This is a genomic window from Asticcacaulis currens (assembly GCF_028550395.1).
GTDB classification, from domain to species: domain Bacteria; phylum Pseudomonadota; class Alphaproteobacteria; order Caulobacterales; family Caulobacteraceae; genus Asticcacaulis; species Asticcacaulis currens.
Genome location: NZ_JAQQKW010000015.1, coordinates 26,478 through 52,265, shown reverse-complemented (window position 1 = coordinate 52,265; position 25,788 = coordinate 26,478). Strand labels below are relative to the sequence as shown.

The window sequence follows — 25,788 nt, the reverse complement described above, 5'->3', positions numbered from 1 at the left end:
ATATAGTTTTTGCTCAGTGAGTCAACGCCTGTTTACGCCCCTGCCGCAGGAATCTGACACCCGGTCCGCGCGAGGCTTGATTTCCCCCGGCAAAAGCCTACTTAAGGCGTGTTTTCGCCCTGCGGGCGGGTCGCGCCACTTTACCCGAAAACCGCCATTCAAAGTCTTCTGGCACTTTTCGGGTTGCGCTCGCCATATGTGCAGATGGCTCTACTTATATAAGGTTCCCCCATGGCCGATACCGCCGCTTCCGTTGCCAAAACGCCCGTTACCGTCCTCACCGGCTATCTGGGGGCCGGCAAGACGACGCTCCTGAACCGCATCCTGTCCGAAAACCACGGGCAAAAATACGCGGTCATCGTCAATGAGTTCGGTGAAATCGGCATCGACAACGACCTGATCGTCGGTGCCGACGAAGAAGTGTTCGAAATGAACAATGGCTGCGTCTGCTGCACGGTGCGTGGCGACCTGATCCGCATTCTGTCGGGCCTGATGAAGCGCAAAGGCCGCTTTGACGCTATTATCGTCGAAACCACGGGCCTGGCTGATCCCGGCCCGGTGGCCCAGACCTTCTTTGTCGATGAAGAGGTTAAGGCCCGCACCTATCTCGACTCGGTGACGGCGCTGGTCGATGCCAAACACTTCCGTTCGGCGCTGGAGACCGACCGCGTGGTCAAGGAACAGATTGCCTTTGCCGACCACGTTATCCTCAACAAGACCGATCTGGCGACGCCGGAAGAACTGAACGAAGTCGAAGCGCGCATCCGTGGCCTCAACCCGCTGGCCACCATTGAGCGCGCCGAACGCTCAGGCGTGGAGATCAAAAGCTTGCTGAACCAGCACCGTTTCGATCTCGACAAGATGGAATCGGTCGCCAATCACCATGAGCATGGCCCCGATTGCGGCGACCATTGCGATCATGACCACGGGCATGATCACCACCATCACGACCATGGGCACGACCACGGGCATCACCACCACGGCCATAACCCGGCGCATGGCGAACCCGGTCACGTGCATGATGAACACTGCGGCCATGATCATCATGACCATGACCACTCTCATCACACGCACGGTCATCTGAACCCCATCCACGATAATGAAATCCGCTCGGTCTCCCTGTCGTCGGAAGCACCGGTCGATGGGGTGAAGTTCACACGCTGGCTGGACAAGCTGCTGGCCGAAAAGGGGCAGGACATCCTGCGCGCCAAGGGCATCCTCAGCATCAAGGGCGAGGAGAAGCGTCTGGTGTTTCAGGCCGTGCACATGATCCTCGAAGGTGAACTGCAACAGCCGTGGAAAGAGGGCGAACATCGCCTGAGCCGCGCCGTATTTATCGGTCGCCACCTCGATGAGGCCGCCCTGCGCGCCGGTTTCGAGGCATGTATCGCGCAGTAAGCCAAATTTATACCTCCCCAGCTTGCTGGGGAGCCGGGGACCGCGCCCGGTAGGGCGTGGTGGTGGGGTATCTTGCGATCTAACGGCAAGCTCTGGCGTTTGCCCCTCCTCCCGTGTAAGCCCCCCTCCGTCTTTTGCCTTCGGTAAAACCCACCTCCCCCGGCAGCCGGGGGAGTATGAGGATCTGATATGCCCTTCGCTTTTGAAAAACATTTCGACGAATACGTCGTCGCCGCCCTGTTCGATTCTGCCGATGAGCCCGTAGCAGCGCTCGGTGACGGGCGCGTCGTGTTTCCGGACGTCGATGCCACCTTCGAAGCCCACCCCAATGGTGGCATCTTAAGCGCCGCCATCCACCCGTCAGGCGTCGGTATCGTCACCGGCGGCGATGACGGCCGCGTGGTGTGGACGACCAAGGAGTCCGGTCCGGTCGAGCTGTTTGCCGCCAAGGGCGCGTGGTTCGACGCCCTGGCCGTCAGCGACGCGGCGCTGCTGATCGCGGCCGCTGCGGGCAAAAAAGTGCACGTCTATGACGCGCAGAAGAAGACGGCAGTGAGCTTCGAGCACACGTCCAGCCTGTCGGACATCACCTTCGATGCCAAGGGGCGCAAGCTCTATGCCGCGACCTATAATGGCGTGGCCGTGTGGTTCTCCCGCATCGCGCAGCAAAAGCCGACCCTTCTCAAATGGGCCGGTTCGCACACCAAGATCGCGATTTCGCCCGACGACAAGTTTGTCATGACGGCCATGCAGGAAAACGCCCTGCACGGGTGGCGCATCAGCGATGCCAAGGATATGCGCATGGGCGGCTATCCGGCCAAGATCAAGTCGATGGGCTTTTTCGCCAAGGGCAAGCTTTTGGCCACTTCCGGGGCCAATGGCGCGGTGGTATGGCCCTTCCTGAAGGCCAATGGGCCGATGGGCGAAGAAGCGTCCGAGATCAACGCCGAAGAATCGACCATGGTCTCGGTCGTCGCCGGCGCCCCCGAAGATACGTTGCTGGCGGCCGGGCTCGAAGACGGGCGCGTGTGGCTGGCTGAATTGACTTCGACCGGAATTGACTGGATTCGCCGCGAAAAAGGCGCTCCCATCACGGCGCTCGCCATCTCCAATGAGGCCAATCGCTTGATCTTTGGCGACGAAGACGGCAACCTGTGGGTATTTGAAGCCTCATAATCCGGTCCGCCTGACGGTGGGACCCGATTATGGGTGGGTATCGACAATCCGGACTTGAGGCGGCTCTTCGTCCGGATTGGCATTTTTGAGCCCTCGCCTTGCGAGGACCGTGGAGTGACGAACAGTGGCGGGGGCCAAGGCGAAAATAGGCATCGGGCAACTGCTCGTCTTTGTGATTGTGGGTGGCTTTGCCTTCAGCGTGGCGTCGGTCGCCGTGCACCGGTTCCTGCCCGTGCCGATCACCTTTCTGATGGTGCAGCGGATTTTCGAGGGCAAGGGCTATCATCACGAATGGGTGCCCGCTTCGCGCATATCGGACAATCTAAAGGTGGCGGTGATTGCCGCCGAAGACGCCAAGTTCTGCTCGCACTATGGCTTTGACATGAACGCTATCGAGAAGGCGCAGCGCAACAATGCGCGCGGGCGCAAGGTGCGCGGCGGTTCGACCATCTCACAGCAGACCGCCAAGAACGCCTTCCTGTGGCCGCAGCGCTCCTATGTGCGCAAAGGGATTGAGGCCTATTATACGCTGCTGATTGAGACGATGTGGCCGAAGTCGCGCATCATGGAAGTCTATCTCAACAGCGCCGAATGGGGCCCGGGCATCTATGGGGCGGAGGCGGCGTCGCAATACTGGTTCGGCAAGTCGGCGGACGATCTCACCCAGGCCGAGGCCTCGCGCCTGGCGGCCATCCTGCCCAGCCCGCTCAAGTGGAAAGCGGCGCAATCGGGCAAGTACGTCAAGGGGCGCTCCGGCAAAATCCGCGCCAATGCCGGGGTGGTGCGCCGCAACGGCATCGGGACCTGTGTGCTGGAGTAGGGCGTTCTTAATGCCTCCCAACACGATGGTGGTGGGGGCTTTCTCAAATTCCGCACGGAACGTGTTTCGTCTTCCCACGCCCCCACCGTCTTTTTAAGCTGACGCTCAAAAATTCACCTCCCCCAGCAAGTTGGGGGAGTATAAGTGGAGTAACCGTCCCCGCCCGTTTTCGGAAAACCCTTTCTTGCCCATCACCCTCTATATCGACGCCGATGCCTGTCCGGTTAAGGACGAGACCTATAAGGTCGCCGGGCGCTACGGCCTGCGCACCGTCGTGGTGTCGAACAGCTTTATCCATATCCCCAAATCGCCCCTCATCGAGCGCATGATCGTCGATGCGGGGCCGGACATTGCCGATGACTGGATCGCGGATCAGGCGACCGCGCACGATGTGGTCATCACCAATGACATTCCGCTGGCCGGGCGGGTGCTGGCCAAACAGGCCTATGCCATTGCTCCCAATGGTCGCGCCTTTACGCCCGATTCCATCGGCGCGGCCCTGTCGCAGCGGGCCCTGATGGAACATATCCGCTCGACCGGCGAAATCACCGGCGGCCCGCCGCCCTTTTCCGCCGCCAACCGCTCGCAGTTTCTGCAAACCCTCGATCAGGTGGTGGTGAAGGCGCGTCGGCTGAAACCCTGAGCCTCGCGCAAAGACCACCGGTTTCATCCTCAACCGCTCTTGACGAATGGTTAAAACAGGCGTCACCCTCCGTCCGGTTTTTCCTTCAGGAGGGTATGGATGATGCGGCGTCTTCTGGTTTCCGTAGCAGGTCCGGCGCTGGTGGCCGGTGTGTTGTTGTCAGGCTGCGCGACGGTGCCCGCCGCCGCCCCCATTGCCGATACCCCCAAAACCGAAGCCCCGAAGGCCCCGGCCCTGACCGAGACCCCGGCCCCTACCCCGCCCGCCGGTCCGACCGCCGCCGAGGCCAAGGCCTATGTCGAAGCCGCAGAACAGAAGCTGGGCGACCTCGGCGAATATGCCGCCCGCGTGCAGTGGGTGCGCGCCACCTACATCACCCACGACACCATGTGGCTGGAATCGAAGGCCAATGCGCAACTGACCGAGGAAAGCGTGAAATACGCCATGGGCGCGGCGCGCTTCAACGACGTGGCCGTCGATGAGGTGACGCGGCGCAAGCTGAACCTGCTGCGCCTGTCTCTGGTTCTGCCCGCCGCGGATCGTCCGGGGGCCGCCGATGAGATGGCCAAGCTTTCGACCTCGCTCGATTCCACCTATGCCATGGGCAAGTTCAGCTATAAGGGCAAGGTCTATACGCTGGACGACGCCTCGAACGTGATGGCTACGTCGCGCGACCCCGCCACCCTGCGGGCCATGTTCGAAGGCTGGCGCACCGTATCGGTGCCGATGAAGGGCGACTATACGCGCCTCGCTGAACTGGCCAATGAAGGGGCCAAGGGGCTGGGCTTTGCCGATACGGGGGCCCTCTGGCGCTCCGGCTATGACATGCCGGCGGATGCCTTCGCAGCCGATACCGACCGCCTGTGGGGTCAGGTCGAGCCCTTCTATAAGAATCTGCATTGCTATGTGCGCAGCCGCCTCAATGAAAAATATGGCGATGCCGTGCAGCCGAAGTCCGGCCCCATCCGTGCCGACCTGCTGGGCAATATGTGGGCGCAGGACTGGGCCAATATCTATGACATCGTGGCCCCGAAGGGCATGAAGGGCTCGTCCTATTCTCTGGACAAGCTTTTGCTGCAAAAGAAGTACACGCCGGAAAAGATGGTCAAGACCGGCGAAGGCTTCTACACCTCTCTGGGCCTTGCCCCCCTGCCCCAGACCTTCTGGGAGCGCTCACAGATCACCCGTCCGCGCGACCGCGAAGTGCTGTGTCACGCCTCGGCCTGGGACCTCGATAACCGCGACGATATCCGCATCAAGATGTGTACGCAGGTCAATGGCGAGGACTTCTATACGGTCCACCACGAGCTGGGTCACAACTACTATCAGCGCGCCTATAAGGATCAGCCCTTCCTGTTCAAGAACGGCGCGAACGATGGCTTCCACGAGGCCATTGGTGACTTTATCGGCCTGTCGTCGGTGACGCCGGTCTATCTCAACCAGATCGGCCTTCTGGACAAGGTGCCGGGCGAGGAAGAGGACATCCCCTACCTGCTGAAAATGGCCCTGCAAAAGGTTGCCTTCCTGCCGTTCGGCCTGATGGTCGATCGCTGGCGCTGGGAAGTCTATTCCGGCAAGATCACCCCGGCGCAGTACAACAGCCGCTGGTGGGAGCTGGTGCAGCAGTATCAGGGCCTTGTGCCGCCGGGCGTGCGTCCGAACGATGCCTTCGATGCCGGGGCTAAATATCACGTCGCGGGCAATGTGCCCTATACGCGCTACTTCCTGGCCCACATCTATCAGTTCCAGTTTCAGCAGGCTGCCTGCGACCAGATCGGCTGGAAGGGTCCGCTGCACCGCTGCTCGATCTATGGTCATAAGGAGGTCGGCCAGAAGCTGAACGCCATGCTGGAAATGGGTCAGTCGAAGCCGTGGCCCGAGGCCATGGCGACCTTCACCGGGCAACGCGAAGGCGACGCCTCAGCCGTAGCGGCCTATTTCAAGCCGCTCAATGAATGGCTGATCAAACAGAACGCCGGGCAAAACTGCGGGTGGTAACCCCCCTCCTCCCTATTGCGTAGCAATGGGGAGGTGCCGAGCCATCGAAGCGCGTCGAGGCGGAGGGAGATAGTTCCGATGCCACTGACGCGCTGTGAGGCTGGGCGTCGTCCCTCTGTCACGCCAGCTTGATCTCTCTCAGGCGCTGGCGCAGGAAGTCGTCTGCGGTGATCGACTGATCGGCATACTGATCCGGGCGGTCTTCGGAGATGCAGCCCGGCAGGGTCTCGATCAGGTAGGGGCTCTCAAAGTGCAGGAAGAAGGGCATCGAATAGCGTGAGAAGCCCTTGCGCGCTTCAGCCGGATTGACCACGCGGTGGATGGTCGAAGGCAGGACGTGGTTGGTCAGGCGCGACAGCATGTCGCCGATATTGATGACGATAGCCCCCGGCGGCGGCGTGATGGGCAGCCACGAGCCGTCACGATCCAGCAGTTGCAGACCCGGCTCCTCGGCCCCCATCAGAAGCGTGATGGCGTTGATGTCGCCGTGCGCCCCGGCGCGTACCGATGCGCCCGCCTCGGTCACCGGCGGATAGTGCAGCATACGCAGGATCGAATTGCCGTCCTTCACCTTGTCATCGAAGAAGTCCGGCGCGAGTTTGAGGTGGATGGCAATGGCCTTCAGCACCTTTTTGCCCAGCCCGTCCATCTCGGCATAGAGCGTCTGAAAGGTCGGTTTGAACTCCGGCACTTCGGCAGGCCACACATTATCACCCATATGGTCGCGGTACGGATGACCCGCCGGAAGATCGCGTCCGACGTGCCAGAACTCCTTGAGATCGTGCGCCTTATAGCCCTTGGCCGTCTCAATGCCAAATGCGGTGTAGCCGCGCTGACCGCCGCCGGCGCGCCCGTCATATTGCAGCTTGGTCTCAACCGGCAGATCGAAAAACGCTTTGGTCAAGGCATAGGCCTTATCGACCAGCCCTTTGTCGAGACCCGCGCCGTTCGGCTCAAACAGGCCTGACAGCACCGCAAACCCATAGCGTTCAAACGACGCGCCCAGCTTCTGCGAAAAAGCCGTCAGGTCCGTGTCGTACAGCGACAGCGGCACCGGCTCGATGGACGGTGCGGTGGACAGGGGGGCGGAATCGTAGAGCGCGGTCGGGGACGACATCATGCGGGGGTGCCTTTGGTCTTTGCAGATGAAACGTTTAATAGTTGATAGAGGGGCTTATGACGTTTGTATGTCAAGGACGCAAGCGACCAAACGCCGCACAGGCAACACCGGAAACCTTATCCGGCACCGCTTCACGCGCCTTTTACATGAATAATACCAACGGCCGAAGATGCTGCCGCATCCGGCCGTTGAAAACTCGATAATTTCTCATATGTGTCAAAGACATGAAAAATTCTCGACAGGCATACCAAGAGTCATTTTCAATGACCCTTGGTATAAGTTTATCACAGTCGGGGGGTGATAAACGCTATCTGGCGACTTTTGGCGATTTTTCGATTGCGTCGATCACGCAGGTGTCGTTTTGATGCCGTACAGGCGATTCATCGTCTCAAGGTTTGTAATATCGGGTCCGGCGGTAAGGTGGGCAGGTCCATTCAGAGTATAGGTCGTTTGGCGGCGGCGGGCATTATCGCCCTGTCGGCGCTCTTCTGCGCGCCTGTGTCCGCCCAGATCCTGCCGCCCCCTCCCGCCGATGCCGAGCCGCTGGCCGGTATTGATCCGGCCCTGCAACCAGTCAACTCCACCAAGGCGCTGAGCGCATCGGAACAGTCGGTTGTCCGCGTTCTGGTCGTCTATCGCGGCTATGGCGGGGTGCCGCTCGATTCGGTCGGCATGGGTTCAGGCTTCGTCGTCGCGCCAGGTTATATTGTCACCAACTACCACGTCATCGAAACGCCTCCGGAGGCCACTTCGGCGGAAATCTATATCGTTCCGCACAAGGGGACGGGGGCCGCCTATCAGCAGGTGACTCTGGTCAAGCCGTGGGTGGAGGGCGATCTGGCCCTTCTGCGTGCCGACGGTCTCAAGATTGCGCCGCTCAAGCTGTCGCTGGTGCCGCAAAAGAACCAGCGCATCGTGGCCATGGGCTATCCCGGCATCACCGACCGCCTGCTGAAGCGCGGCGGCACGGAACTTCTGGAGCCCGCCGACGCCTATGTGACGCAAGGCTCCATCGCCCTGTTCGCTTCGACCAATCCGGACGGCTCACGCGTCGATACGCTGTTCCACACCGCGCCGATCAATCCCGGTAATTCCGGCGGCCCGCTGATGGACGAGTGCGGTCAGGTGGTCGGTGTCAACACCTGGTCGGCGGTGTCCACCCTGTCGGAAAGCGGCGATATGGACGTGCCGGCGGGACAGTATGTCGCCACCCACGTTTCGGCGCTTTATACCTTCCTGCAATCCACCGGTGTGACGGTTCAGACCACCTCAGAGCCCTGCTACGCCAAGTCGGAAGACGAGATCATCAAGGATGACGGTCTGTCGCGGGCGCTGGCCGCCTATCGGGATGCGCAGGCCAAGCGTCTGGAGGAACAGCGCAAGGCCGAACAGATGAACGCCCTGATGGATCAGTTGCAACTGGGCGCGCTGGTCCTGTTGTCGGTGCTGGTCGTGGTCCTGATCGCGCTGATCATCCGCCGTCGCCATCCGCCGAAGGGCAAGGAGACGCACGCCCTGCCCGAAGCGGCGCACGCCGAAACACCCCATACCGAACCGCATCTGGCCAAGGCCAGGACAGAGAAAGTCCATCACAAGCATCCGTTCCCCTGGGGCTGGATCGCGCTGGCTGTGTTTGTCGTCCTGATCGCGCTGGCCTTTGTCCTGCGTGAAAGCCCGGCGGTACAGAAGATGTCGCAAATCTCCGAGGCCGATGCGACAAAGGCCGGGCCCGTGCGCCTGACCTGCGATGTGGACCTCAAGGCCTCGCCCAAGCCCCTGCCCGGTGTCGGCCCTACCGATTTCGAATTCGATGCCGGTCATGCCTGCGTCAACGGCCGCACGCCTTACGAAGCTCAGACCAATGGCACCCTGTTGCGCTTTACCGTATCGGAGTCCGAACCCACGGCGGCGCGTCTGGAATTGTCGCGCGACGGACTGACCTTCAAGCGCAGCGATTATCGCCTCACCCCGGAACAGCACCGCGACTACGTGGCGCAACGTGCCGCCCTGGGGTCTTTGCGCTGCGCGTCGGGCAAGGATACGGGACAGGCCGAAGCCCTGAAGGACAATATGCGCAAGGTACGGCAACTGGCGCAATCCTTCCTCAATTTCGCACCGGAAACCGAAACGGTGTGGCGCTGCCGCAAGGCCCCGGAACCCGCCGCGCCCAAATCGCCAAACGCGCTCTGATTACCGTTTTCTTATATCTGCGGCCCTTTAATTTACCGGATTCACCGCCAATCCTTATTTCCCGAATATTGGCTGTTTACAGGCTTCATCCTAGGTTCATGTGAAAGGGCTTAACTGCCCATAACGGCGCCTGTCGCCGCAACGCACAGGACTATATGGAGAGACGACTATGCGTAATAAGGCCCTGATCGCCCTGGCGGGTGTCGCGCTGATGACCGCCGCCTGCACCACCACCGATCCGGTTACCGGCGAAGTGGTGCGCGACAACACCAAGACCAATGCCATTATCGGGGCCGCCGTCGGCGCGGGCCTTGGCTATGCCACCAATACCAACAAGGGTGAGCAGGGCCGCAAAAATGCGGTTCTGGGGGCCGGGATTGGCGCTTTGGCCGGTGCGGCCGTGGGTAAATACATGGACAAGCAGCAGGCCGAACTGCGCCGTGAGTTGGCAGGCACTAACGTAACCGTGTCGCGTAACGGCGACAACATTGTGCTGAACATGCCGTCTGACGTGACGTTTGGCTCGGGAAGTGCATCAATTGATTCGGCCTTTTACCCGGTTCTGAATGATGTGGCGTCCATTTTGAACAAGTATTCCTCCACCTATGTCGATATCGTCGGCCATGCTGACTCGACCGGCTCAGACGCCATCAACGAGCCGCTGTCGGAAAACCGTGCAAATTCTACGGCCGCCTATCTCACAAGCCGCGGTGTCGTCAGCCAGCGGTTGTTCGTTGCCGGCATGGGATCGCGTCAGCCGATCGCGTCAAACGCCACGCCCGAGGGTCGCGCGAAGAATAGACGTGTGGAGATTACGCTACGCCCCGTACAAGAATAACCATTTATTAACTTTTTTTAGTAGCGGGATGGAAACCGCTCTGAAATAAGCTGGCGGCATGAAAACCTCGTGCCGCCTTCTAACTGTCAATCGCGTCTCTTTAATGGGAACGCAGTTTGATGTTGTCACCCCTGAGATGGTGATGGATTTTATCGCTGGCACGCGCGGGCGACAAACCATTGTCGCAAATCACAATCTTCACAGTGTTTATCTGTTCCACAAGCACGCGGAAATGCGCCGTTTTTACGCGCAAGCCGATCTGATCGAGATTGATTCCGTACCGCTGATTATGTGGGGCAAGCTTGTCGGTCACGACATGACGCGGGCCAATCGCTGCACCTATCTTGATTTCCGCGAAGACTTCTGGTCACGCGCCGCAGACGAAGGGTGGCGCGTTTTCCACGTCGGTGGTGCGCCGGAGTATAACGAGGTGTCCAAACAAGCCATCCTCGGACGCCATCCTAAGGTGAAGCTCGAAGTCCGCAGTGGTTATTTCGACGTCCGGGGACCGGAAAACGAGGCCTTGCTGAAGGATATTGCGGACTATCGGCCCGACGTATTGCTGGTCGGCATGGGGATGCCGCGTCAGGAGTTGTGGATCCTCAATAATATGGACCGCCTGCCCGGCTGCGCAATCCTGCCGGTGGGGGCCGCCTTCGACTATGAGGCGGGGGTCATGTATGCACCGCCGCGCTGGGCCGGTCAGTTCGGCATCGAATGGCTGGTGCGCTTCGTCCATGAACCGCGCCGCCTGTTCAGCCGCTACTTCATCGAGCCGTGGACGCTGATCCCCTGTGCGCTGGACGATGTGTTCGGTCGCCGTCGCATCCCTGTTAACCAATATGAAAGCCGCCCGCGCCACAATCCGTAAGAGACGCTGAGTCAGCGTGAGGGTGTGTCATGAGTGAGCTTTTGCGAGATTTTGCCCCCGGCAGTGACCCGGTCAAGGGTAAGGTGGTGCTGATCACCGGCGGAACGGGCAGCTTCGGGCGTAAGCTGGTGGATACCCTGCTCAGCCGTTACGACCCGCGCAAGGTCATCATCTTCTCCCGCGACGAGCTTAAGCAGTACGAGATGCGTCAGGCGCTGGAAGAGCGCTATGACGCGGACAAGCTGTCGAAGCTGCGCTTTTTCCTCGGCGATGTGCGTGATCGCCCGCGTCTGGAGCTGGCCTTTCGCGGGGTCGATGTGGTGGTCCACGCCGCCGCGCTGAAACAGGTGCCGGCGGCCGAGTATAATCCCTCCGAATGTATCGCCACCAATGTCAACGGCGCGGAAAACGTCGTGTGGGCCTGCCTGCAACAGCGCGTGCAGCGCGTCGTGGCGCTTTCGACCGATAAGGCCTGTTCGCCGATCAACCTCTATGGCGCGACCAAGCTGGCCTCGGACAAGATTTTTGTGGCCGCCAACAACCTGTCCGGTGACATCGGCACGCGCTTCTGCGTGGTGCGGTACGGCAATGTGGTCGGCTCTCGCGGATCAGTCGTGCCCTATTTCAATCGCCTGATCGAACAGGGCGCAACGGAGCTACCCATTACCGATATGCGCATGACGCGCTTCTGGATCTCGCTGCATCAGGGCGTCGATTTCGTCCTGTCGTGTCTGGAAACCACACGCGGCGGCGAAATCTTCGTGCCCAAGATCCCGGCCACGACGGTGTGCGATCTGGCCACCGCCATGGCGCCGCAGGCCACACATAAGGTTATCGGCATCCGTCCGGGCGAAAAGCTGCACGAGATCATGATCTCAGCCGACGATTCGCGTTCGACGTGGGAACTGCCAGACCGTTACTTTATCGAGCCGGAATTTGTCGAATACGCCCGCACACCTGCAGCCACCACCGGCGCGACCAAGGTCGATGAAGGCTTTGCCTATTCCAGTGACATCAACCCCGAACGCCTCGATATCGACGGTATTCGCGGCCTGATGAAGGCCTATCTCGCGTGACAGCCGGGGCCGCCGCGTTTCTGGCCTATGGGCGGCAGTCGATAGCCGACAGCGATATTGAGGCCGTCGTTGAGGCCCTGCGCGCCGACTATCTGACCACCGGCCCGATGGTTGAGCGCTTCGAGCGCGAACTGGCGGCCACGGTCGGGGCCAAAGAGGCCGTGGTGGTCTCGAACGGCACGGCGGCGCTGCATCTGTGTGTTCTGACGCAAGACCTTAAGCCCGATGATGTGGTCATCGTGCCGTCTATCACCTTTGCGGCATCCGCGAATTGTGTCGCCTATTGCGGGGCGCAGGTAATCTTTGCCGATGTTGACCCCTTAACCGGCCTGATCACCGATGAAACGTTCGACGCGGCCCTGTCCCTGATTGCCCCGTCGCAGCGCTTTGCCGGGGTTATCCCCGTGCATTATGCCGGGCGTCCCGTCGATATCCGCCATATATCAGCTGTGGCGCGCGACCGCGGAGCCTTTGTGATCGAAGACGCCTGCCACGCGCTGGGCAGTAAGGGGCCGCAAGGCACCATCGGGGCCTGTACGGCGTCAGACATGGCCAACTTCTCCTTCCATCCGGTCAAGACCCTGACCACTGGCGAAGGCGGGGCCATCACCACCAACGACCCTGAACTGGCGCGGCGTCTGCGTCAGTTGCGCAGCCACGGGATCGAGCGCGATCCGGCCCGTTTTGAAGGGCTGGGCTATGGCGATGGCGACGATACCGGCCCCTGGGTCTATGAGATGCAGAGTCTGGGCTACAATTATCGCCTGCCCGACATCAACTGTGCGCTGGGCGTGGCGCAATTGACGCGCCTGCCGTGGTTTATCGAACGGCGCAAGGCGCTGGTCGCGGCCTATCAGGCGGCGCTGGCTCAGAGCCCTTTGCCCGTGTCGTGGATGCCCCCGGCGGCGGGCGATGATCCGGTGTTTCACCTGTTTGCACCGCGCATTGACTTTGCCGCAGCGGGCCAGACCCGCGCCGAGGTGATGGCGGCCTTGCGCAAACGCGGCATCGGTACTCAGGTGCATTATATCCCTGTGCACCGTCAGCCGTACTGGCAGACACGGCAACTGAGCCCGCGCGAACTACCCGGCGCGGATGCGTTCTACCGTTCGACTCTGTCGCTGCCGCTCTATCCCGACATGGACGACGCCGATCCGGCGCGCGTCATAGAGGCGTTGAAAGAGGTGCTGGGATGAGCACCCTCTTTTCATACTCCCCCAGTTTGCTGGCGGGTATAGCGCAGCGAGAGTATAGCTTTCGCAAGCGATGGGATCCGAAACTTGGGGTTTCGCAGACGGAGGTGGGCTCGCCATACCTGAAATTGGCTGCCCGGCATCCAGTTGAAAGCCCCCCCACCACCGCATCTGGCGATACGCGCGTCGTGCGGTCCCCCTCCCCAGCAAGCTGGGGAGGTATGAAGGGAGAGTCATGACCCCAAAAATCGCTCCCGAAATCAGCATCGCCGGACGGAAAATCGGCGCGGCCCATAGTCCCTACATCATCTGCGAACTGTCGGGGAACCATAACGGTTCGCTCGACCGGGCGCTGGCTCTGGTCGATGCCGCAGCCGATACGGGCTGCGACGCCATCAAGCTCCAGACCTATACGGCCGACACCATTACCCTGAAATCCGACCGCCCGGAGTTTCGCATTACGGGCGGGCTGTGGGACGGGCGCACCCTGCACGACCTCTATGATGAGGCGCATACACCGTGGGACTGGCACGCCGCGCTGTTCGAGCGGGCCGCCAAACGCGGGGTGACGATGTTTTCGTCCCCCTTTGACGAGACCGCGGTGGACTTTCTCGACGCCCTGGGCGCCCCTGCGTTCAAGATCGCCTCGTTCGAGCTGATTGACCTGCCGCTGGTCGCCTATGCCGCCGCGAAGGGTAAGCCGCTGGTGATGTCCACGGGCATGGCCAATCTGAGCGAAATCGAAGCCGCCGTGGCCACCGCGCGCCAATACGGCACGGGCGAGATCGTGTTGCTGCATTGCGTCAGCGAATACCCGGCCCGTATCGCCGACGCCAATGTGCGCGTCGTGCCCGATCTGGGGGCGAAGTTCGGCTGCCCGTCGGGTCTCAGCGATCATACGTTCGGGACAGCCGCCTCGGTGGCGTCCATCGCGCTGGGGGGCTGCGTCATCGAAAAACACTTCACGCTGGCGCGCGCCGATGGGGGCCCGGACTCTGGCTTTTCCCTGGAACCGGCTGAATTTACGGCACTTGTGAAGGACTGCAAGGACGCCTGGGCGGCTCTGGGGCACGTCCATTACGATCTGGTGGGCTCAGAGCGCACCTCGCGCCCCTTCCGCCGGTCGCTCTATGTGGTAGCGGACGTGAAGGCGGGCGAGACTTTCACGAGGGCCAATGTGCGTTCCGTGCGTCCGGGGCGGGGACTGCCGCCGGTGCGCCTGTGGGATGTGCTGGGCAAGACGGCGACCCGCGACATCGTCAGCGGCGAACCGCTGAGCGACGACATGGTGGGGTGAACGCCTAGTCTTGAGCCTGACTACTCCGCCGGGAGCTCGGCTTCCAGCACCTTGGCGAGCTGGTCGCGGGCGGCGTCGGCGGCCTTCTGGCGCTCCCACATGCCAAAATAAAGACCTTTGAGCTTCATCAGTTCGGCGTGGTTGCCGCGTTCGGCGACCAGCCCATCCTTAAGGACGAGAATCTCATCCGCCCCCACAACCGTCGAAAGGCGGTGCGCGATGACGAGGGTGGTGCGGTTCTGTGACACCTCATCGAGCGCTGCCTGAATTTCGCGCTCCGTATGGGTATCGAGCGCCGAGGTCGCTTCATCGAGGATCAGGATCGGTGGCGATTTCAGCAGCGTGCGCGCAATGGCCACGCGCTGCTTTTCGCCGCCCGACAACTTGAGGCCGCGTTCACCCACCTCGGTATCATAGCCCTGCGGCAGGGAGGCGATGAAGGCCGATATCTGGGCCTGTTCGGCGGCGGCCTCGACCTCTTCGCGTGAGGCCCCGTTGCGGCCATAGCCGATATTATAGGCGATGGTGTCGTTAAAAAGCACCGTGTCCTGCGGCACCATTCCGATGGCGCGACGTAGCGAGGCCTGATTGACGTGGCGGATGTCCTGTCCGTCGATTTCGATGGAACCGCCCTTCACGTCATAGAAGCGGAACAGCAGGCGCGAAATCGTCGATTTACCTGCACCGGACGGGCCGACAATAGCTACGGTCTTACCCGCCGGCACCTCAAACGACACGCCCTTGAGGATGGGGCGGTCGGCGTCATAGGAAAATACCACGTCTTTGAAAGCCACAGCCCCCTGCCCCACCTTGAGGTCCGGCGCGCCCGGCGTATCGACAACCTCCTGCGGTTCATCGAGCAGCTTGAACATGGCTTCCATGTCGATCAGGCCGGTGGAGATTTCGCGGTACAGCGTGCCGATGAAGTTCAGCGGAATGGCCAGTTGCATCATGAAGGCGTTGACCAGCACGAAGTGGCCCAGCGACTTGGTGCCGTTCATCACCTCATAGGCCGACATCAGCATCACAATCGTCATGCCGATCGAGAAGATCACCGCCTGCCCGATATTGAGCCAGGCCAGAGAGGTATAGGTCTTGATCGCCGCCTTCTCATAGGCTGCGGTGGCGCGGTCATAGCGGCTGCGCTCAAGCTGTTCGTTGCCGAAATATTTGACGGTTTCAAAGTTGAGCAGCGAATCCACCGCCTTCGACATCGAGTCGGAGTCCGCCTCGTTCATCTCCTTGCGGATGGCGATACGCATGTTCGAGGCGACGATGGAGAACCACACATAGACCACGACGGTCACGGCGACGACCGCCACGTAGATGAGGTCAAACTGCCACCCCAGCGCGCCTGCGGTCAGGACAAACTCCACCACCGTCGGGATGCCGACCATCATGGTCAAGCGGATGATGGTTTCAATGCCCATCTTGCCGCGCTCGATCACCCGCGACAGGCCGCCCGTGCGGCGTTGCAGGTGGAAGCGCAGCGACAGATTGTGCAGGTGATTAAAGGCGCGATTGGACAGGCCGCGCACCGCGTGCTGCCCCACACCGGCAAACATGGCGTCACGGATATTGTTGAACACCTGTGACATCATCCGCGCCACGCCGTAAGCCAGCACCATGATCACCGGTGAGATCAGCACCAGGGTCAAAAGATCGGTCTTGCCGCCCGTCTCGCCCGGCGTGAAGGCGTTGGTGGCCCACTTATAGGCAAAGGGCGTGGCGATGGTCAGAAGCTTGCCCACAAGCATGGCCGCCAGCGCCCACAGCACCTGCACCTTAAGGTCCGCCCGGCCCTCCGGCCACAGATAGGGTTTGAGGAAGGCGAGCGTATCGGAGGCCTTGCCTTTCGGCTTGGGCATGGGGGCGGGCGCGTTCATCAGGCTAAGGGACTCGATTTTCGGTGCGGCAAAGGATTGCGCATATATAGGTCCGGACCGGTACAAAATCCAACTAATGACCAGATTTATTTTACAATCAAAACTGATCGTATATGCTCACAGACAATCAACACGTCCCCTTTTTCGTGGGGGGAGAAGATAAGAGGACGCCCGATGCTACGTCGCACACTGATCGCTGCTGCCTTACTGTTGTCAACGCCGGTTCTGGCGGCAGAAAAACCCGCCGATACCCGCCCGGTTCGGGTCATTCTGGTCGGCGACTCGACCATGACGGACAAGTCGGGCTACGGCAAAGGCTTCTGCGCGCAGTTCAAACCCGAAGTGGTCTGCGTCAACGCGGCGCGCGGCGGGCGTTCGTCCAAGAGCTATCGCGTCGAAGGCCTGTGGGACAAGAACCTCGCGCAACTGAACGACGGCACGGCGTCGAAAACCTATGTGCTGATCCAGTTCGGGCATAATGACGGCTCATCCAAGCCGGAACGCCACACCAATATTGAAACCGAGTTCGGCCCGAACATGCGCGGCTATGTGCTGGACGTGAAAAAGGCGGGTGCGGTGCCGGTGCTGGTCACGCCCCTGACGCAGCGCCATTTCAGGAATGGCAAGTTGCAAAGCGATCTGCTGCCGTGGGCGCAGGTGACGCGCCTGATCGCGCGCACCACTAACACGACCCTGATCGACCTTTATGCCGAGGGGCAGGCGAAGGTGCAGGCTATGGGGGCGGTCGAATCGCTTAGCCTTGCCGGGCAGCCGGTGCCGCAGAATGTGTTGGAGGCCGCCCCGACCGGCACCACGGTGCCTGCCAAATTCACCGACGCCTCTCAGGGGCAGGGCTCAGCCCAGGCTTTCGACTATACGCACCTCGGCCCCAAGGGCTCTGACTATTTCGGCCAGATGGTGGTTGATCTGTGGGTTAAGGCCGACCCCAAGGTGAAGGCACTGGTGAAGTAAATCCCTTTCACCGGCTGCGGTTGAGGGCAAGAGTGCGACGTCTTTACGGCCCCGCCATCCGCGCCTTTGTATGGTTTTATTTTACCACAGATGACACAGATGACCGCCAAAGGCGGTCACACAGATGGTCCGTGCAAGAGCTGAAGCCGTGAGCCTCTACAATCTGTGTGAGGCTCGCCCTTCGGGCCGCATCTGTGGCCATCTGTGGAAACCTTAAGACCTTCCGCACAAGGCAGGGGGGCAGACAAACCAGCTATAAGCTTTTCGTGGCCAATCCTTCTCTTCGCGTGCGACGGGGCTGGCTCAGCGACACACCCCATCGTCGCACGTCGGACCGCTCCTGACCTCGGGCGGCAGGTCGTCCCAGGCGCGGTTCAGCACCTGCGTGAAGCCAGCTACCGGCTGCGCGCCGGACACGGCATAGCGGTCGTTGATGACAAAAAACGGCACCCCCTGCACGCCGCGCATTGTGATAAATTCCTGCTCCTCCTGCACCGTGTCGGCATAGCGATCGGTTTTCAGGAAGGCCTCGGCTTCCGCCGCATCCAGACCGATCTCAACGGCCAGCGCCACAAGTGTCGCCTCATCAAAAAGGGACTGCGTTTCGGCGAAATAGGCGCGGTACAGTCGCTCAACCGCCTGTGCGCCCAGCCCCTTGTCCTGCGCGAATTTCACCAGCCGGTGTGCCTTCAGCGTATCGCCGTAAAACGTGCCTGCGAGCGTCATAGGGAGCCCGGCCGCCGCCGCCATCTGCTCGACCCGCGCCTGATTCTGCTCGGCCTGAGCCGCCGTCAGGCCGTATTTCTGTTGCAGCATCTGCCCCACGGGCGCGACCGGCGCGTCCGGCCCCAGACGAAAGGCGTGATGGCGCACCGTCACCTGATCCTTGCCAGCAAAGCCTTCCAGCGCCTGTTCAAAATGACGCTTGCCGATCCAGCAGAAGGGGCAGATCAGATCGGACCAGATATCGACGGTAATCGGGCTTGGGGACACGGACATAGGACCTCGCTTTCCTCCCCGCATATCGGTCTTTCCGCGCCCCCGCGCAAGCAGGGAGGAAAAGGTAACCGCCTCAGGCCGCGACCGACAGTCGGATACCGAGCGCCTTGGTCACTGCCAGCAGGGTCGTCAGCGTCGGATTCCCCGATGGGCCCAGCGCCTTGTACAGCGCCTCACGCGACAGGCCGGTTTCGCGCGACAGGTCGGTTATGCCATGCGCGCGGGCCACATTGTTCAGACCTTTGCGGATTTCTTCGGCATCACCGTCTTCGAATACCGCCGCCAGATAGGCCAGCGCGGTTTCCGGATCATCCAGAAATTCAGCCGGATCAAAAGGGGTGATTTTTTCCATTCTGAATATCCTCCCACAAAGCCCTGGCCGCCAGAATATCGGCATCCTGACTGCTTTTGTCGCCGCCACAAAAGAGAAGGATTATCTCCTCTCCACTGCGGGCATAATAGACGCGATAGCCGGGGCCGGTATGGATGCGTAATTCATAAACACCGCCACCGACCGACTTGGTATCGCCTAAATTGCCGCCTTCCACACGTTCCAGCCGCAAGACAATGCGCGCTTTGGCCGCGTGGTCCTTCAGACCCTTCAGCCATTTTTTGAAGCGTTCAGTTCGATGGAGCGTGAACATGTTAACGACCCCATTCACCGAATGGGAGGGGCGGATTACGCCCCTCGGTCGGTTACAATAACTATAACCAATCTTCCAATTTGTCAACTATAGTTATCACTTCACTGCGCCAGCAGGAAACCCAACGGAATATCCACCCGCGCGCGCCAGTCGGCTTCGTTGTGCGTGGTGCCTTCGAACACCGAACTGCGCCAGTTGCGCCCTTCGACCCAGCCATAGCGCGGCAGAACCGCCTCCATCTTCAGGCTATAGGGCCGGTAGTTGGCATCGAGGTCGCGCGTGCCGTGGTCCATATAGAGCCGCTGACGCTTCGGGTCGAAGTGCGCCGCGCGGAACCACGCCTCCCACGCTTGCGCCGTGGCGTCTGCGGCGGCTTCACGCGCTTCCGGCGTGGCGGGCGGGGCCATCAGCGGCCAGTGGATCGAGACGCAGGCCGCGCGCCCGAACACCTGCGGGTATTCGCCCAGCGCATAGAGCGAGATCAGCCCGCCCATGCTGGAGCCCATAATGCCGGTGTGGGCGGCATCGGAGCGCGTGCGATAGGTGCGGTCGATAAAGGGCTTCACCTCTTCGACCAGAAAACGCAGATAGTCGTCGGCCTTTAACTGCCCTTTGGCCATAGACATCACCTGCGCCTGCATATCGGCGGGCAGATAGGCCGCCAGCTTTTGCGGGAAATAGTCGGCATAGCGCGTGGGCGAATTCCACACCCCCACGACGATGGCCTTCTGGCCCATGCCACTGAGGGCCTCGTCTATGCCCCACTCCTTGCCGCCATAGGCGGTGGCGGTCTCAAACAGGTTCTGCCCGTCGTGCATATAGATGACCGGCAGGCGCGGCCCCTTGGGGTCATAGCCTTCCGGCACCCACACCGAGACATGGCGCGCGCTGACAAAACGCGACGGGAAAGCCTCGTACTTGTCGAGCCGGCCGTGCGGCACATCGGCGGTGGCGCTGACGCTGTGCGTCGGCACAGGATCGGCGGCCCCTGCCCCCACCGGTACAGCGAGGAGCAGGGTGGCAAGGATCGCAGCAAAAGCGCGCATGGTCACAGCGCCTTGAAACGGATGGCCTGACCGCCGCCGGGCGCCAGTTTCAGCGTCAGGCGGTCCTTGGATGTCACCTTGCGCTTTTCGATCTGCATCGAATGGCGGGTGTCTGTGCGATAGTCGGCATCGTCGCCATCGCGGTAGATTTGCGCCTCATAGGTCTTGCCCGGCGTCAGGAAATCGAGCGCGATGTCAAGGCTGCGCGCCTGTTCGTCGGTTACCGCCCCCAGATACCAGTCGCGGCTGTTCTTATCGAGACGCACCAGCGTGGCATAGTCGCCCGGCTCGCCGTTCAGCATCTTTGTATCGGCCCAGTCGGTCGGCACGTCCTTGATGAACTGAAACGCCGGCATCTCCTTTTCATAGTTTTCGATCAGGTCAGCGGCCATGTGGATCGGCGAATAGAGCACCACATAAAGCGCCAGTTGCTTGGCCTTGGTCGAATAGATCGGCTTGCCATTGCCCTGAAGGCTGAGGACACCGGGCGTGAAGTCCATGGGGCCGGACAACATGCGCGTGAAGACCAGATTGGCCTCGTGCTCCGGCGGGTTGGGCGGATTGCCCCAGGCGTTATATTCCATGCCGCGCTGACCTTCGCGCGACACCCAGTTGGGGTAGGTACGGCGCAGGCCCGTATCCTTGATCGGCTCATGCGTATTGATGGCGATGTGGTACTTCGCCGCCGTCTCGGTCACCTTCTGGAAGTGGCGCACCATGTCCTGCGAGTCGTTCCAGGTGTAGTAGGGCTTGCCGTCCGCCCCCATCACCTTGGCGCCGCCCGCGTCGGCGACATAGCCGGTCTTCACTGCATCGACGCCGTTCTGCTGATAGAGGGCAAAGCCCGCGTCCATCTGCGGTTCGTAATGGGCCGCATTGCCGCCCGTTTCGTGGTGGCCCACAATATGCACGCCCTTCTTCTTGGCATAGGCCGACAGGGCGGGCAGGTCGAAATCCGGATAGGCCTCGGTAAAGCTGAACAGGTCGCCGGTGGCGAACCAGTCTTCCCAGCCCTTGTTCCACCCTTCAACCAGTACGCCACGGAAACCATGCTTGGCCGCAAAGTCGATGTATTTTTTGGTGTATTCGGTCGTCGCCCCGTGCTTTGGTCCAGCTTCCCAGGTTTTGGTGCCGAGGTGCATGTCCCACCAGATACCGACATATTTGAATGGCTTCACCCAGCTCACATCGCCAAGCTTGTTTGGCTCATTGAGGTTGAGCAGGATGTGCGACTGATAAAGGTCCGGCGCGTTATCGGTAACGATGACCATCCGCCAGGGCGTCGGGAACGGCGCCTCGCGCACCACACTGGGGCCGATGGACGACGGAGCCAGCCGCGTCTTCAGACGCTGCCCATCGACGCGACGCATCCAGATGGCCGCATAGTCGATCAGGGCCGCCTCATGGAAGGTCATGTAGAGGCCTGTGTCGGTCTTCAGCGTCATCGGCGTCTGAGCCTCGGACACTTCGGCCAGCGGCGTCTTCTGGATGATATATTCTTCGCGATTCCATTCGCCGGCGACGTTCCAGTAGGCGGTCGCCTTGTCGCTGACGGCAAATTCGGTCAGTTCGTCGGTGATCTTCAGTGTCTTCAGTTGCGGCTGATCGGGGAATTCGTAGCGGAAGCCAAAGCCGTCATCGAACAGGCGGAACACCACCGTCATTCGGCGAGCGTCGTACTTCTGTTGCACCACGTCAACGCGCAGCTCAGTGTGCGTGTCGCGGATGGTCTTCCATTCACCCCACGGCTGATCCCACGTCTCGTCAAAGGCCGAGGTGGCGGTCTTTTCGACCGTGAAATTGCGGTCGAGCTTGGGCTGATCGGCGAGGATGAAGCCCAGCCGCGACGGGGCGAAGATCTCATGACCCTTGCGCGACACGGCATAGGACAGGCGTCCGTCATTATCGAGCAAGACTTTGACCGATATGACCTTATTGGGTGACTGAGCGGTGGCGATGACCGCCAGGCCTGTAGCCTGACTGTAGGCTGGATCAAGCGTTTCAGCGGCGGCCATGGCGGGCGGGGCCCAGCCGATTGTTGCGGTCGTAGCGGTGAGCGTCATGGCAAGCCCCATCAAAACTGGCGTGCTGAGGCTAAATCGCTTTGCGCGAACTGTCATCGTCTGTCTCCCTGTGTTTTGTCGCTGTTATGATAGGTCATGTGGTTAGCACACCACCCCGCTAAGGGTGCGTGCATACGTATTCAGAACCGACCCGCCGTCGTTGAATACGTATTCAGATTGCCGCCTTATCCGGCGCAACCTAGTTTCCAGACTAACGAATTTGCAGGGAAAACAAGCAGAACGATCCCCCCTGACACCCCTTCTGCCCGTGGCAACGCGGCGGAACCGCCATTTCAGCCCTGGAATGGTTTTCTTCTCAACCTGACTTTATGACCCCGTTGCGCACCTCCCGTCGCACGGGGTTATTTTTTGGCTAGCCGCCACAGCTTTCGCGAATGATCAGGCGGGTCGGGACGCGCACCGGCTCCACCGGCTCATTGGCGATCATGCGATCCAGCGCATCGACCAGCGCGCGTGCCGCTGCGGTCGTGTCCTGACGCACGGTCGAAAGCGCCGGTGTGGTGCAGGCTGCGGCCCACAGGTCGTCAAAGCCGATCACCGATACGTCCTGCGGCACGCGACGTCCCTGTTTCTGCAAGGCTTGCATGGCTCCGATGGCCGGCAGATCAGCGGTGGCAAAAACCGCGTCAAACACCGCGCCGCAGCCCAGAAGCCGCTCCACCGCCGCTGCTCCGTCTTCGCGCGAGATAAAGCAGTCGGCCAAGAGGCCAGCGTCGATGCTCAGGCCATTTTCACGCAGCGCCCGCACGTAGCCGTCATAACGGTCACGAAATTCCGGATGGCTGGACGAGGCCTCGCCTAGGAAGGCGATGCGCCGCCGTCCGAGCCGGATCAGATGCGACACGGCCTCATAGGCTCCTTGCGCATTATCTGAGCCCACACTGTGCCCGGCGCCCGGCTGCACCAGCCCCCAGACGACCCAGGGTTCGCCAATGTCGCTTAAGCCCTCAGCCTTGCGCACATAGTCGTCATAGTCCTTGTAGCCCAGCAGGATCAGGCCGTCGGCACGGCGCGCAAAGCCATAATCACTGCTCCAGCTTTCGCTCTGTTGTTGCAGCGAGGTCAAAACGTCATACCCCTTCTGACCGGCATATTTGAGGATGGCCCCCAGCAGCGGCACGAAGAAGGGGTTGATCGGATTGTCCTGATCGAGGTCTTCGGAAATCAGCACCGCGATGGTGTTGATCTTCTTTGAGCGCAGCTTACGCGCATTGACATCGACCGTGTAGTTTAGCTGCTGCGCCGCCTCAAAGACGCGCTTGCGCACCTCTTCTGAGACCGCCGGTGACTGGCTGAGCGCGCGCGACACAGTGGCCTGCGAAACGCCGGCCAGCGCCGCTATGTCGAAGGATGTTGGCCGTTTAACCCCCACGCGGAGCCTCCCTTTTTTGCGCAGCATAGCCCGCTTCGGGAGCGGCGACTACTCTTTGATGTAGAGGGTTTTCTCCGCGCCTTCGACCGTGCTGCCGTCGGTGCGCGTGGCGCGCAGCGACAGGGTGTGCGGCCCCGGTGTCAGCCCGGCCTTATCCAGCCGGAAATCGAATTGCAGCTTCGGCCAGTTAGGGTCGTAGCGCAGGGCGTCGGGCGTCTTGAAGCCTTCGGGATCAAGGCCATACCTGGCCTGCGTCACCGGCTTGCCATTGATTAGTATATCGACGCGCGTGACGCCCTGACTATCGGCGGCGATACCGAAATAGTTGGTCTGCGCATGGGCCTCAAGGAACTGCCCGCGCGGCGGTTGCGCGATATACAACTCCGGCAACAGGGCACAGGGCGCAAGCCCAGGCTTCGCGGCGTCCTTGCGCAGGCGCGCGGTATAAAACGCCACCACATTGCGCCCCGGCGGCAGCTCGACGCGCCTATAAAGGATGATGTCGTCAAAGCGCTGACACAGCTCACGCCGGAAGCTCAGCTCCTCCGGCTGATGGTAGAGATAGCTGGGGTCGGGCAGGACCAGCACCACGCCTTTGCCGGCCTGCGCCTTTATCAGCGCGTCGTAACCCAGCCCCCAGGCCTGACGCGCCGTGCCAAAGCGTGAAAAGCGGTCGTAGGGTTCACCGAGCGTGTAGAAGGCGCGGATGGGTCGGTTGGGGAATTCGAGCCGCACAGCCGGAACATGGCCCGATACGGCTACGAACACCTCGGGCCCGAAGCGCTGACGTGCGACCGCCTCGGCGGCGGTTAAGGTGGGGTGCAGCACGGTCCAGTTTTCGTTGCGCATGAAGTTGATCTGCTTCCACTGCCACGGGAGCTTTTCGGTATGCGCCCAGGCGTATTCATAGACCGTGATACCGATGCCGACGACGAGCGCCAGAAGAGGCCCCAACGCCAGCACGCCTTGCCTCAGCGTGCGATTGAAGCGGCTCCTGGCCGCATCGGCATAGGCGATCAAAACGCCGGGCAGCCCCACCACCAGCGGCACGTAGGCCAGAAACGGCCAGTGCGGCATGATCTGTGCGTTGGCGGGCGACTGGACGAAATAGAAGCCGAAGATAAACACGCCCACTATGCCCAGAAGGGCCAGCGGGCTGCGCCTTTTTGTCCACGCCATCTTATAGGCGACATAGGCGAGACCAAAGAAGAAGACCGGCGTGACCAGCCCGATCTGCTGATTAAGGAAGGCCGTCATGAGCTTAAGTTCGGGCCGCCAGACCGGGCGGTTGGTCACGTGGAAGGCAATGGCGGGCCAGTCGTTGAAGGCGTTATAGAGCAAGGACGGCAAAAGCCCCAGTGCGGCCACGCCCCCCGTCGCCCAGAATTTCGGCCGCGTCCACAGCTTGCGACCGGCCGGGGTCAAAAGGGCAAAGAGGACGATGCCCGCGCCAGGAAAGAGAAAGCGGAAGTGCACAAAAAGGCCCAGGGCACCACAAAGGCCGGTCAGAAGCCACCACCTCCACTCATCGGTCTTAAAGGCGCGCAAAAGGCAGCCGAGCATCAATGCCAGCAGCAGTTGCAGTAGCCCCTCCGGATAGAAGATGGTTCCTGACATCGACAGCGGCGGGATCAGGAGCGACAGGATGGCCGCCCAGATGGCTTCGCGCTCCGACACCACGGGCCTCGCCATAAACCAGATGGCTATCGGGATGGCACTGGCAATCATGAGCGACACAATGCGCAGAGGCAGGGCCTGCATGCCGAAGATCAGCGTCACCAGACGCGACAGAAGGGGGAAACCGGCGGGAATGTCGGGATAGCCGAGCGCCGGGTAGAGGCCCGACACCGCAAAATGCCCCTCTTCCCAGATGATATTGGCCGTCACAGCGATGTAGAGCTTCCACAGGCAGATGACGGCGCCGATGATAAGCCCGACGCGGATCAGCGTCCGGTTGTCTCCAAACAGAGGCTTTTGCGGTCCGAGCGCCTGTGGCGTCTGACCAATTTCGTATAATTCCATCATCGGGCGACCTCCCCCTTCTCTATAGCGGGGTTTGCCACGGAGGCAATCGGGTAAAGCCGGCCCGTCCGGCCTTGAAAGGTGAAGACGCAGAGCGGCTTTGCAGTACCCGCCTGCACCAAAGCGTGTTAAGTCCGCAGCAA

General features: G+C 61.1%; 21 protein-coding genes. 12 read left to right on the top strand and 9 right to left on the bottom strand.

Annotated elements, in window-relative coordinates; all coding sequences use genetic code 11:
- Positions 1 to 231: 231 nt before the first annotated feature.
- The 5 genes from PQU94_RS17515 to PQU94_RS17495 all read left to right on the top strand — a co-directional run bounded on the left by PQU94_RS17515 (position 232) and on the right by PQU94_RS17495 (position 6,035).
- The gene (locus tag PQU94_RS17515; RefSeq protein ID WP_272742719.1) at positions 232 to 1,398 is read left to right on the top strand and encodes a CobW family GTP-binding protein; all 1,167 of its coding nucleotides are present in this window, start codon (positions 232 to 234) and stop codon (positions 1,396 to 1,398) included.
- A gap of 189 nt (positions 1,399 to 1,587) precedes the next feature.
- Positions 1,588 to 2,574, top strand: a complete 987-nt coding sequence (locus PQU94_RS17510) for a WD40 repeat domain-containing protein (RefSeq protein WP_272742718.1) — start codon at positions 1,588 to 1,590, stop codon at positions 2,572 to 2,574.
- 124 nt (positions 2,575 to 2,698) lie between these two features.
- Entirely contained in the window at positions 2,699 to 3,394 is a 696-nt protein-coding gene (mtgA, locus tag PQU94_RS17505; protein WP_438263750.1) for a monofunctional biosynthetic peptidoglycan transglycosylase, read from the top strand.
- A 184-nt stretch (positions 3,395 to 3,578) separates the two neighbouring features.
- Positions 3,579 to 4,037: a YaiI/YqxD family protein gene (locus PQU94_RS17500; RefSeq protein WP_272742717.1), complete on the top strand. Its 459-nt coding sequence runs from the start codon at positions 3,579 to 3,581 to the stop codon at positions 4,035 to 4,037.
- 102 nt (positions 4,038 to 4,139) lie between these two features.
- Positions 4,140 to 6,035, top strand: a complete 1,896-nt coding sequence (locus PQU94_RS17495; RefSeq protein ID WP_272742727.1) for a M2 family metallopeptidase — start codon at positions 4,140 to 4,142, stop codon at positions 6,033 to 6,035.
- A gap of 118 nt (positions 6,036 to 6,153) precedes the next feature.
- Here PQU94_RS17495 and PQU94_RS17490 read toward each other — a convergent pair whose 3' ends face one another.
- Positions 6,154 to 7,155 carry an isopenicillin N synthase family dioxygenase gene (locus PQU94_RS17490; RefSeq protein WP_272742716.1) on the bottom strand — a complete coding sequence of 334 codons (1,002 nt, stop codon included), beginning with the start codon at positions 7,153 to 7,155 and terminating at the stop codon, positions 6,154 to 6,156.
- Positions 7,156 to 7,575: 420 nt separating this feature from the next.
- On the opposite strand from PQU94_RS17490, the gene PQU94_RS17485 reads away from it, so the two are divergent.
- The 6 genes from PQU94_RS17485 (at position 7,576) to pseI (ending at position 14,620) form a co-directional block, all read left to right on the top strand.
- On the top strand, positions 7,576 to 9,345 hold the full coding sequence (locus PQU94_RS17485) for a S1C family serine protease (protein WP_272742715.1): 1,770 nt from the start codon (positions 7,576 to 7,578) through the stop codon (positions 9,343 to 9,345).
- A 169-nt stretch (positions 9,346 to 9,514) separates the two neighbouring features.
- On the top strand, positions 9,515 to 10,183 hold the full coding sequence (locus PQU94_RS17480) for a YiaD family glycine zipper/OmpA-like lipoprotein (RefSeq protein WP_272742713.1): 669 nt from the start codon (positions 9,515 to 9,517) through the stop codon (positions 10,181 to 10,183).
- A 58-nt stretch (positions 10,184 to 10,241) separates the two neighbouring features.
- Positions 10,242 to 11,054, top strand: a complete 813-nt coding sequence (locus PQU94_RS17475) for a WecB/TagA/CpsF family glycosyltransferase (protein ID WP_497006779.1) — start codon at positions 10,242 to 10,244, stop codon at positions 11,052 to 11,054.
- 29 nt (positions 11,055 to 11,083) lie between these two features.
- Entirely contained in the window at positions 11,084 to 12,130 is a 1,047-nt protein-coding gene (gene pseB / locus PQU94_RS17470; RefSeq protein WP_272742711.1) for a UDP-N-acetylglucosamine 4,6-dehydratase (inverting), read from the top strand.
- A complete protein-coding gene (gene pseC / locus PQU94_RS17465) occupies positions 12,127 to 13,326 on the top strand; it encodes a UDP-4-amino-4,6-dideoxy-N-acetyl-beta-L-altrosamine transaminase (RefSeq protein WP_272742710.1) in 1,200 nt (399 codons plus the stop codon). The genes pseB and pseC overlap by 4 nt, the downstream gene beginning before the upstream one ends.
- A gap of 232 nt (positions 13,327 to 13,558) precedes the next feature.
- A complete protein-coding gene (pseI, locus tag PQU94_RS17460) occupies positions 13,559 to 14,620 on the top strand; it encodes a pseudaminic acid synthase (protein ID WP_272742709.1) in 1,062 nt (353 codons plus the stop codon).
- 20 nt (positions 14,621 to 14,640) lie between these two features.
- Here pseI and PQU94_RS17455 read toward each other — a convergent pair whose 3' ends face one another.
- Positions 14,641 to 16,506 (bottom strand): ABCB family ABC transporter ATP-binding protein/permease, encoded by a 1,866-nt coding sequence (locus PQU94_RS17455; protein WP_272742707.1) that lies wholly within the window; start codon positions 16,504 to 16,506, stop codon positions 14,641 to 14,643.
- Between the two features lie 174 nt (positions 16,507 to 16,680).
- Between PQU94_RS17455 and PQU94_RS17450 the strand changes: the two genes are divergently transcribed.
- Positions 16,681 to 17,478 carry an SGNH/GDSL hydrolase family protein gene (locus PQU94_RS17450; protein ID WP_272742706.1) on the top strand — a complete coding sequence of 266 codons (798 nt, stop codon included), beginning with the start codon at positions 16,681 to 16,683 and terminating at the stop codon, positions 17,476 to 17,478.
- Between the two features lie 303 nt (positions 17,479 to 17,781).
- On the opposite strand, the gene PQU94_RS17445 is transcribed toward PQU94_RS17450, so the two are convergent.
- The 7 genes from PQU94_RS17445 to PQU94_RS17415 all read right to left on the bottom strand — a co-directional run bounded on the left by PQU94_RS17445 (position 17,782) and on the right by PQU94_RS17415 (position 25,648).
- Positions 17,782 to 18,477: a DsbA family oxidoreductase gene (locus PQU94_RS17445; RefSeq protein ID WP_272742705.1), complete on the bottom strand. Its 696-nt coding sequence runs from the start codon at positions 18,475 to 18,477 to the stop codon at positions 17,782 to 17,784.
- A 73-nt stretch (positions 18,478 to 18,550) separates the two neighbouring features.
- Entirely contained in the window at positions 18,551 to 18,829 is a 279-nt protein-coding gene (locus PQU94_RS17440) for an addiction module antidote protein (protein WP_272742704.1), read from the bottom strand.
- Positions 18,807 to 19,121, bottom strand: coding sequence for a type II toxin-antitoxin system RelE/ParE family toxin (locus PQU94_RS17435; RefSeq protein WP_272742703.1), 315 nt, complete (start codon positions 19,119 to 19,121; stop codon positions 18,807 to 18,809). Before PQU94_RS17435 ends, PQU94_RS17440 begins: the two co-directional genes overlap by 23 nt.
- Positions 19,122 to 19,222: 101 nt before the next feature.
- A complete protein-coding gene (locus PQU94_RS17430) occupies positions 19,223 to 20,167 on the bottom strand; it encodes an alpha/beta hydrolase (RefSeq protein WP_272742702.1) in 945 nt (314 codons plus the stop codon).
- A 2-nt stretch (positions 20,168 to 20,169) separates the two neighbouring features.
- The gene (locus PQU94_RS17425) at positions 20,170 to 22,230 is read right to left on the bottom strand and encodes a glycoside hydrolase family 97 protein (protein ID WP_272742701.1); all 2,061 of its coding nucleotides are present in this window, start codon (positions 22,228 to 22,230) and stop codon (positions 20,170 to 20,172) included.
- Between the two features lie 373 nt (positions 22,231 to 22,603).
- Positions 22,604 to 23,623: a LacI family DNA-binding transcriptional regulator gene (locus tag PQU94_RS17420; RefSeq protein ID WP_272742699.1), complete on the bottom strand. Its 1,020-nt coding sequence runs from the start codon at positions 23,621 to 23,623 to the stop codon at positions 22,604 to 22,606.
- A 48-nt stretch (positions 23,624 to 23,671) separates the two neighbouring features.
- Positions 23,672 to 25,648: an ArnT family glycosyltransferase gene (locus PQU94_RS17415; RefSeq protein ID WP_272742698.1), complete on the bottom strand. Its 1,977-nt coding sequence runs from the start codon at positions 25,646 to 25,648 to the stop codon at positions 23,672 to 23,674.
- Between the last annotated feature and the right edge of the window lie 140 nt (positions 25,649 to 25,788).

Coding starts and splice junctions, on each gene's coding strand:
- pseI (WP_272742709.1), top strand. CDS start 13,559: ATGACCCCAAAAATCGCTCCCGAAATCAGCATCGCCGGACGGAAAATC.
- PQU94_RS17455 (WP_272742707.1), bottom strand. CDS start 16,506: ATGAACGCGCCCGCCCCCATGCCCAAGCCGAAAGGCAAGGCCTCCGAT.
- PQU94_RS17495 (WP_272742727.1), top strand. CDS start 4,140: ATGCGGCGTCTTCTGGTTTCCGTAGCAGGTCCGGCGCTGGTGGCCGGT.
- PQU94_RS17475 (WP_497006779.1), top strand. CDS start 10,242: ATGAAAACCTCGTGCCGCCTTCTAACTGTCAATCGCGTCTCTTTAATG.
- PQU94_RS17510 (WP_272742718.1), top strand. CDS start 1,588: ATGCCCTTCGCTTTTGAAAAACATTTCGACGAATACGTCGTCGCCGCC.
- PQU94_RS17425 (WP_272742701.1), bottom strand. CDS start 22,230: ATGACGCTCACCGCTACGACCGCAACAATCGGCTGGGCCCCGCCCGCC.
- pseB (WP_272742711.1), top strand. CDS start 11,084: ATGAGTGAGCTTTTGCGAGATTTTGCCCCCGGCAGTGACCCGGTCAAG.
- PQU94_RS17435 (WP_272742703.1), bottom strand. CDS start 19,121: ATGTTCACGCTCCATCGAACTGAACGCTTCAAAAAATGGCTGAAGGGT.
- PQU94_RS17430 (WP_272742702.1), bottom strand. CDS start 20,167: ATGCGCGCTTTTGCTGCGATCCTTGCCACCCTGCTCCTCGCTGTACCG.
- PQU94_RS17415 (WP_272742698.1), bottom strand. CDS start 25,648: ATGATGGAATTATACGAAATTGGTCAGACGCCACAGGCGCTCGGACCG.
- PQU94_RS17440 (WP_272742704.1), bottom strand. CDS start 18,829: ATGGAAAAAATCACCCCTTTTGATCCGGCTGAATTTCTGGATGATCCG.
- PQU94_RS17445 (WP_272742705.1), bottom strand. CDS start 18,477: ATGTCCGTGTCCCCAAGCCCGATTACCGTCGATATCTGGTCCGATCTG.
- PQU94_RS17490 (WP_272742716.1), bottom strand. CDS start 7,155: ATGATGTCGTCCCCGACCGCGCTCTACGATTCCGCCCCCCTGTCCACC.
- PQU94_RS17515 (WP_272742719.1), top strand. CDS start 232: ATGGCCGATACCGCCGCTTCCGTTGCCAAAACGCCCGTTACCGTCCTC.
- PQU94_RS17450 (WP_272742706.1), top strand. CDS start 16,681: ATGCTACGTCGCACACTGATCGCTGCTGCCTTACTGTTGTCAACGCCG.
- PQU94_RS17480 (WP_272742713.1), top strand. CDS start 9,515: ATGCGTAATAAGGCCCTGATCGCCCTGGCGGGTGTCGCGCTGATGACC.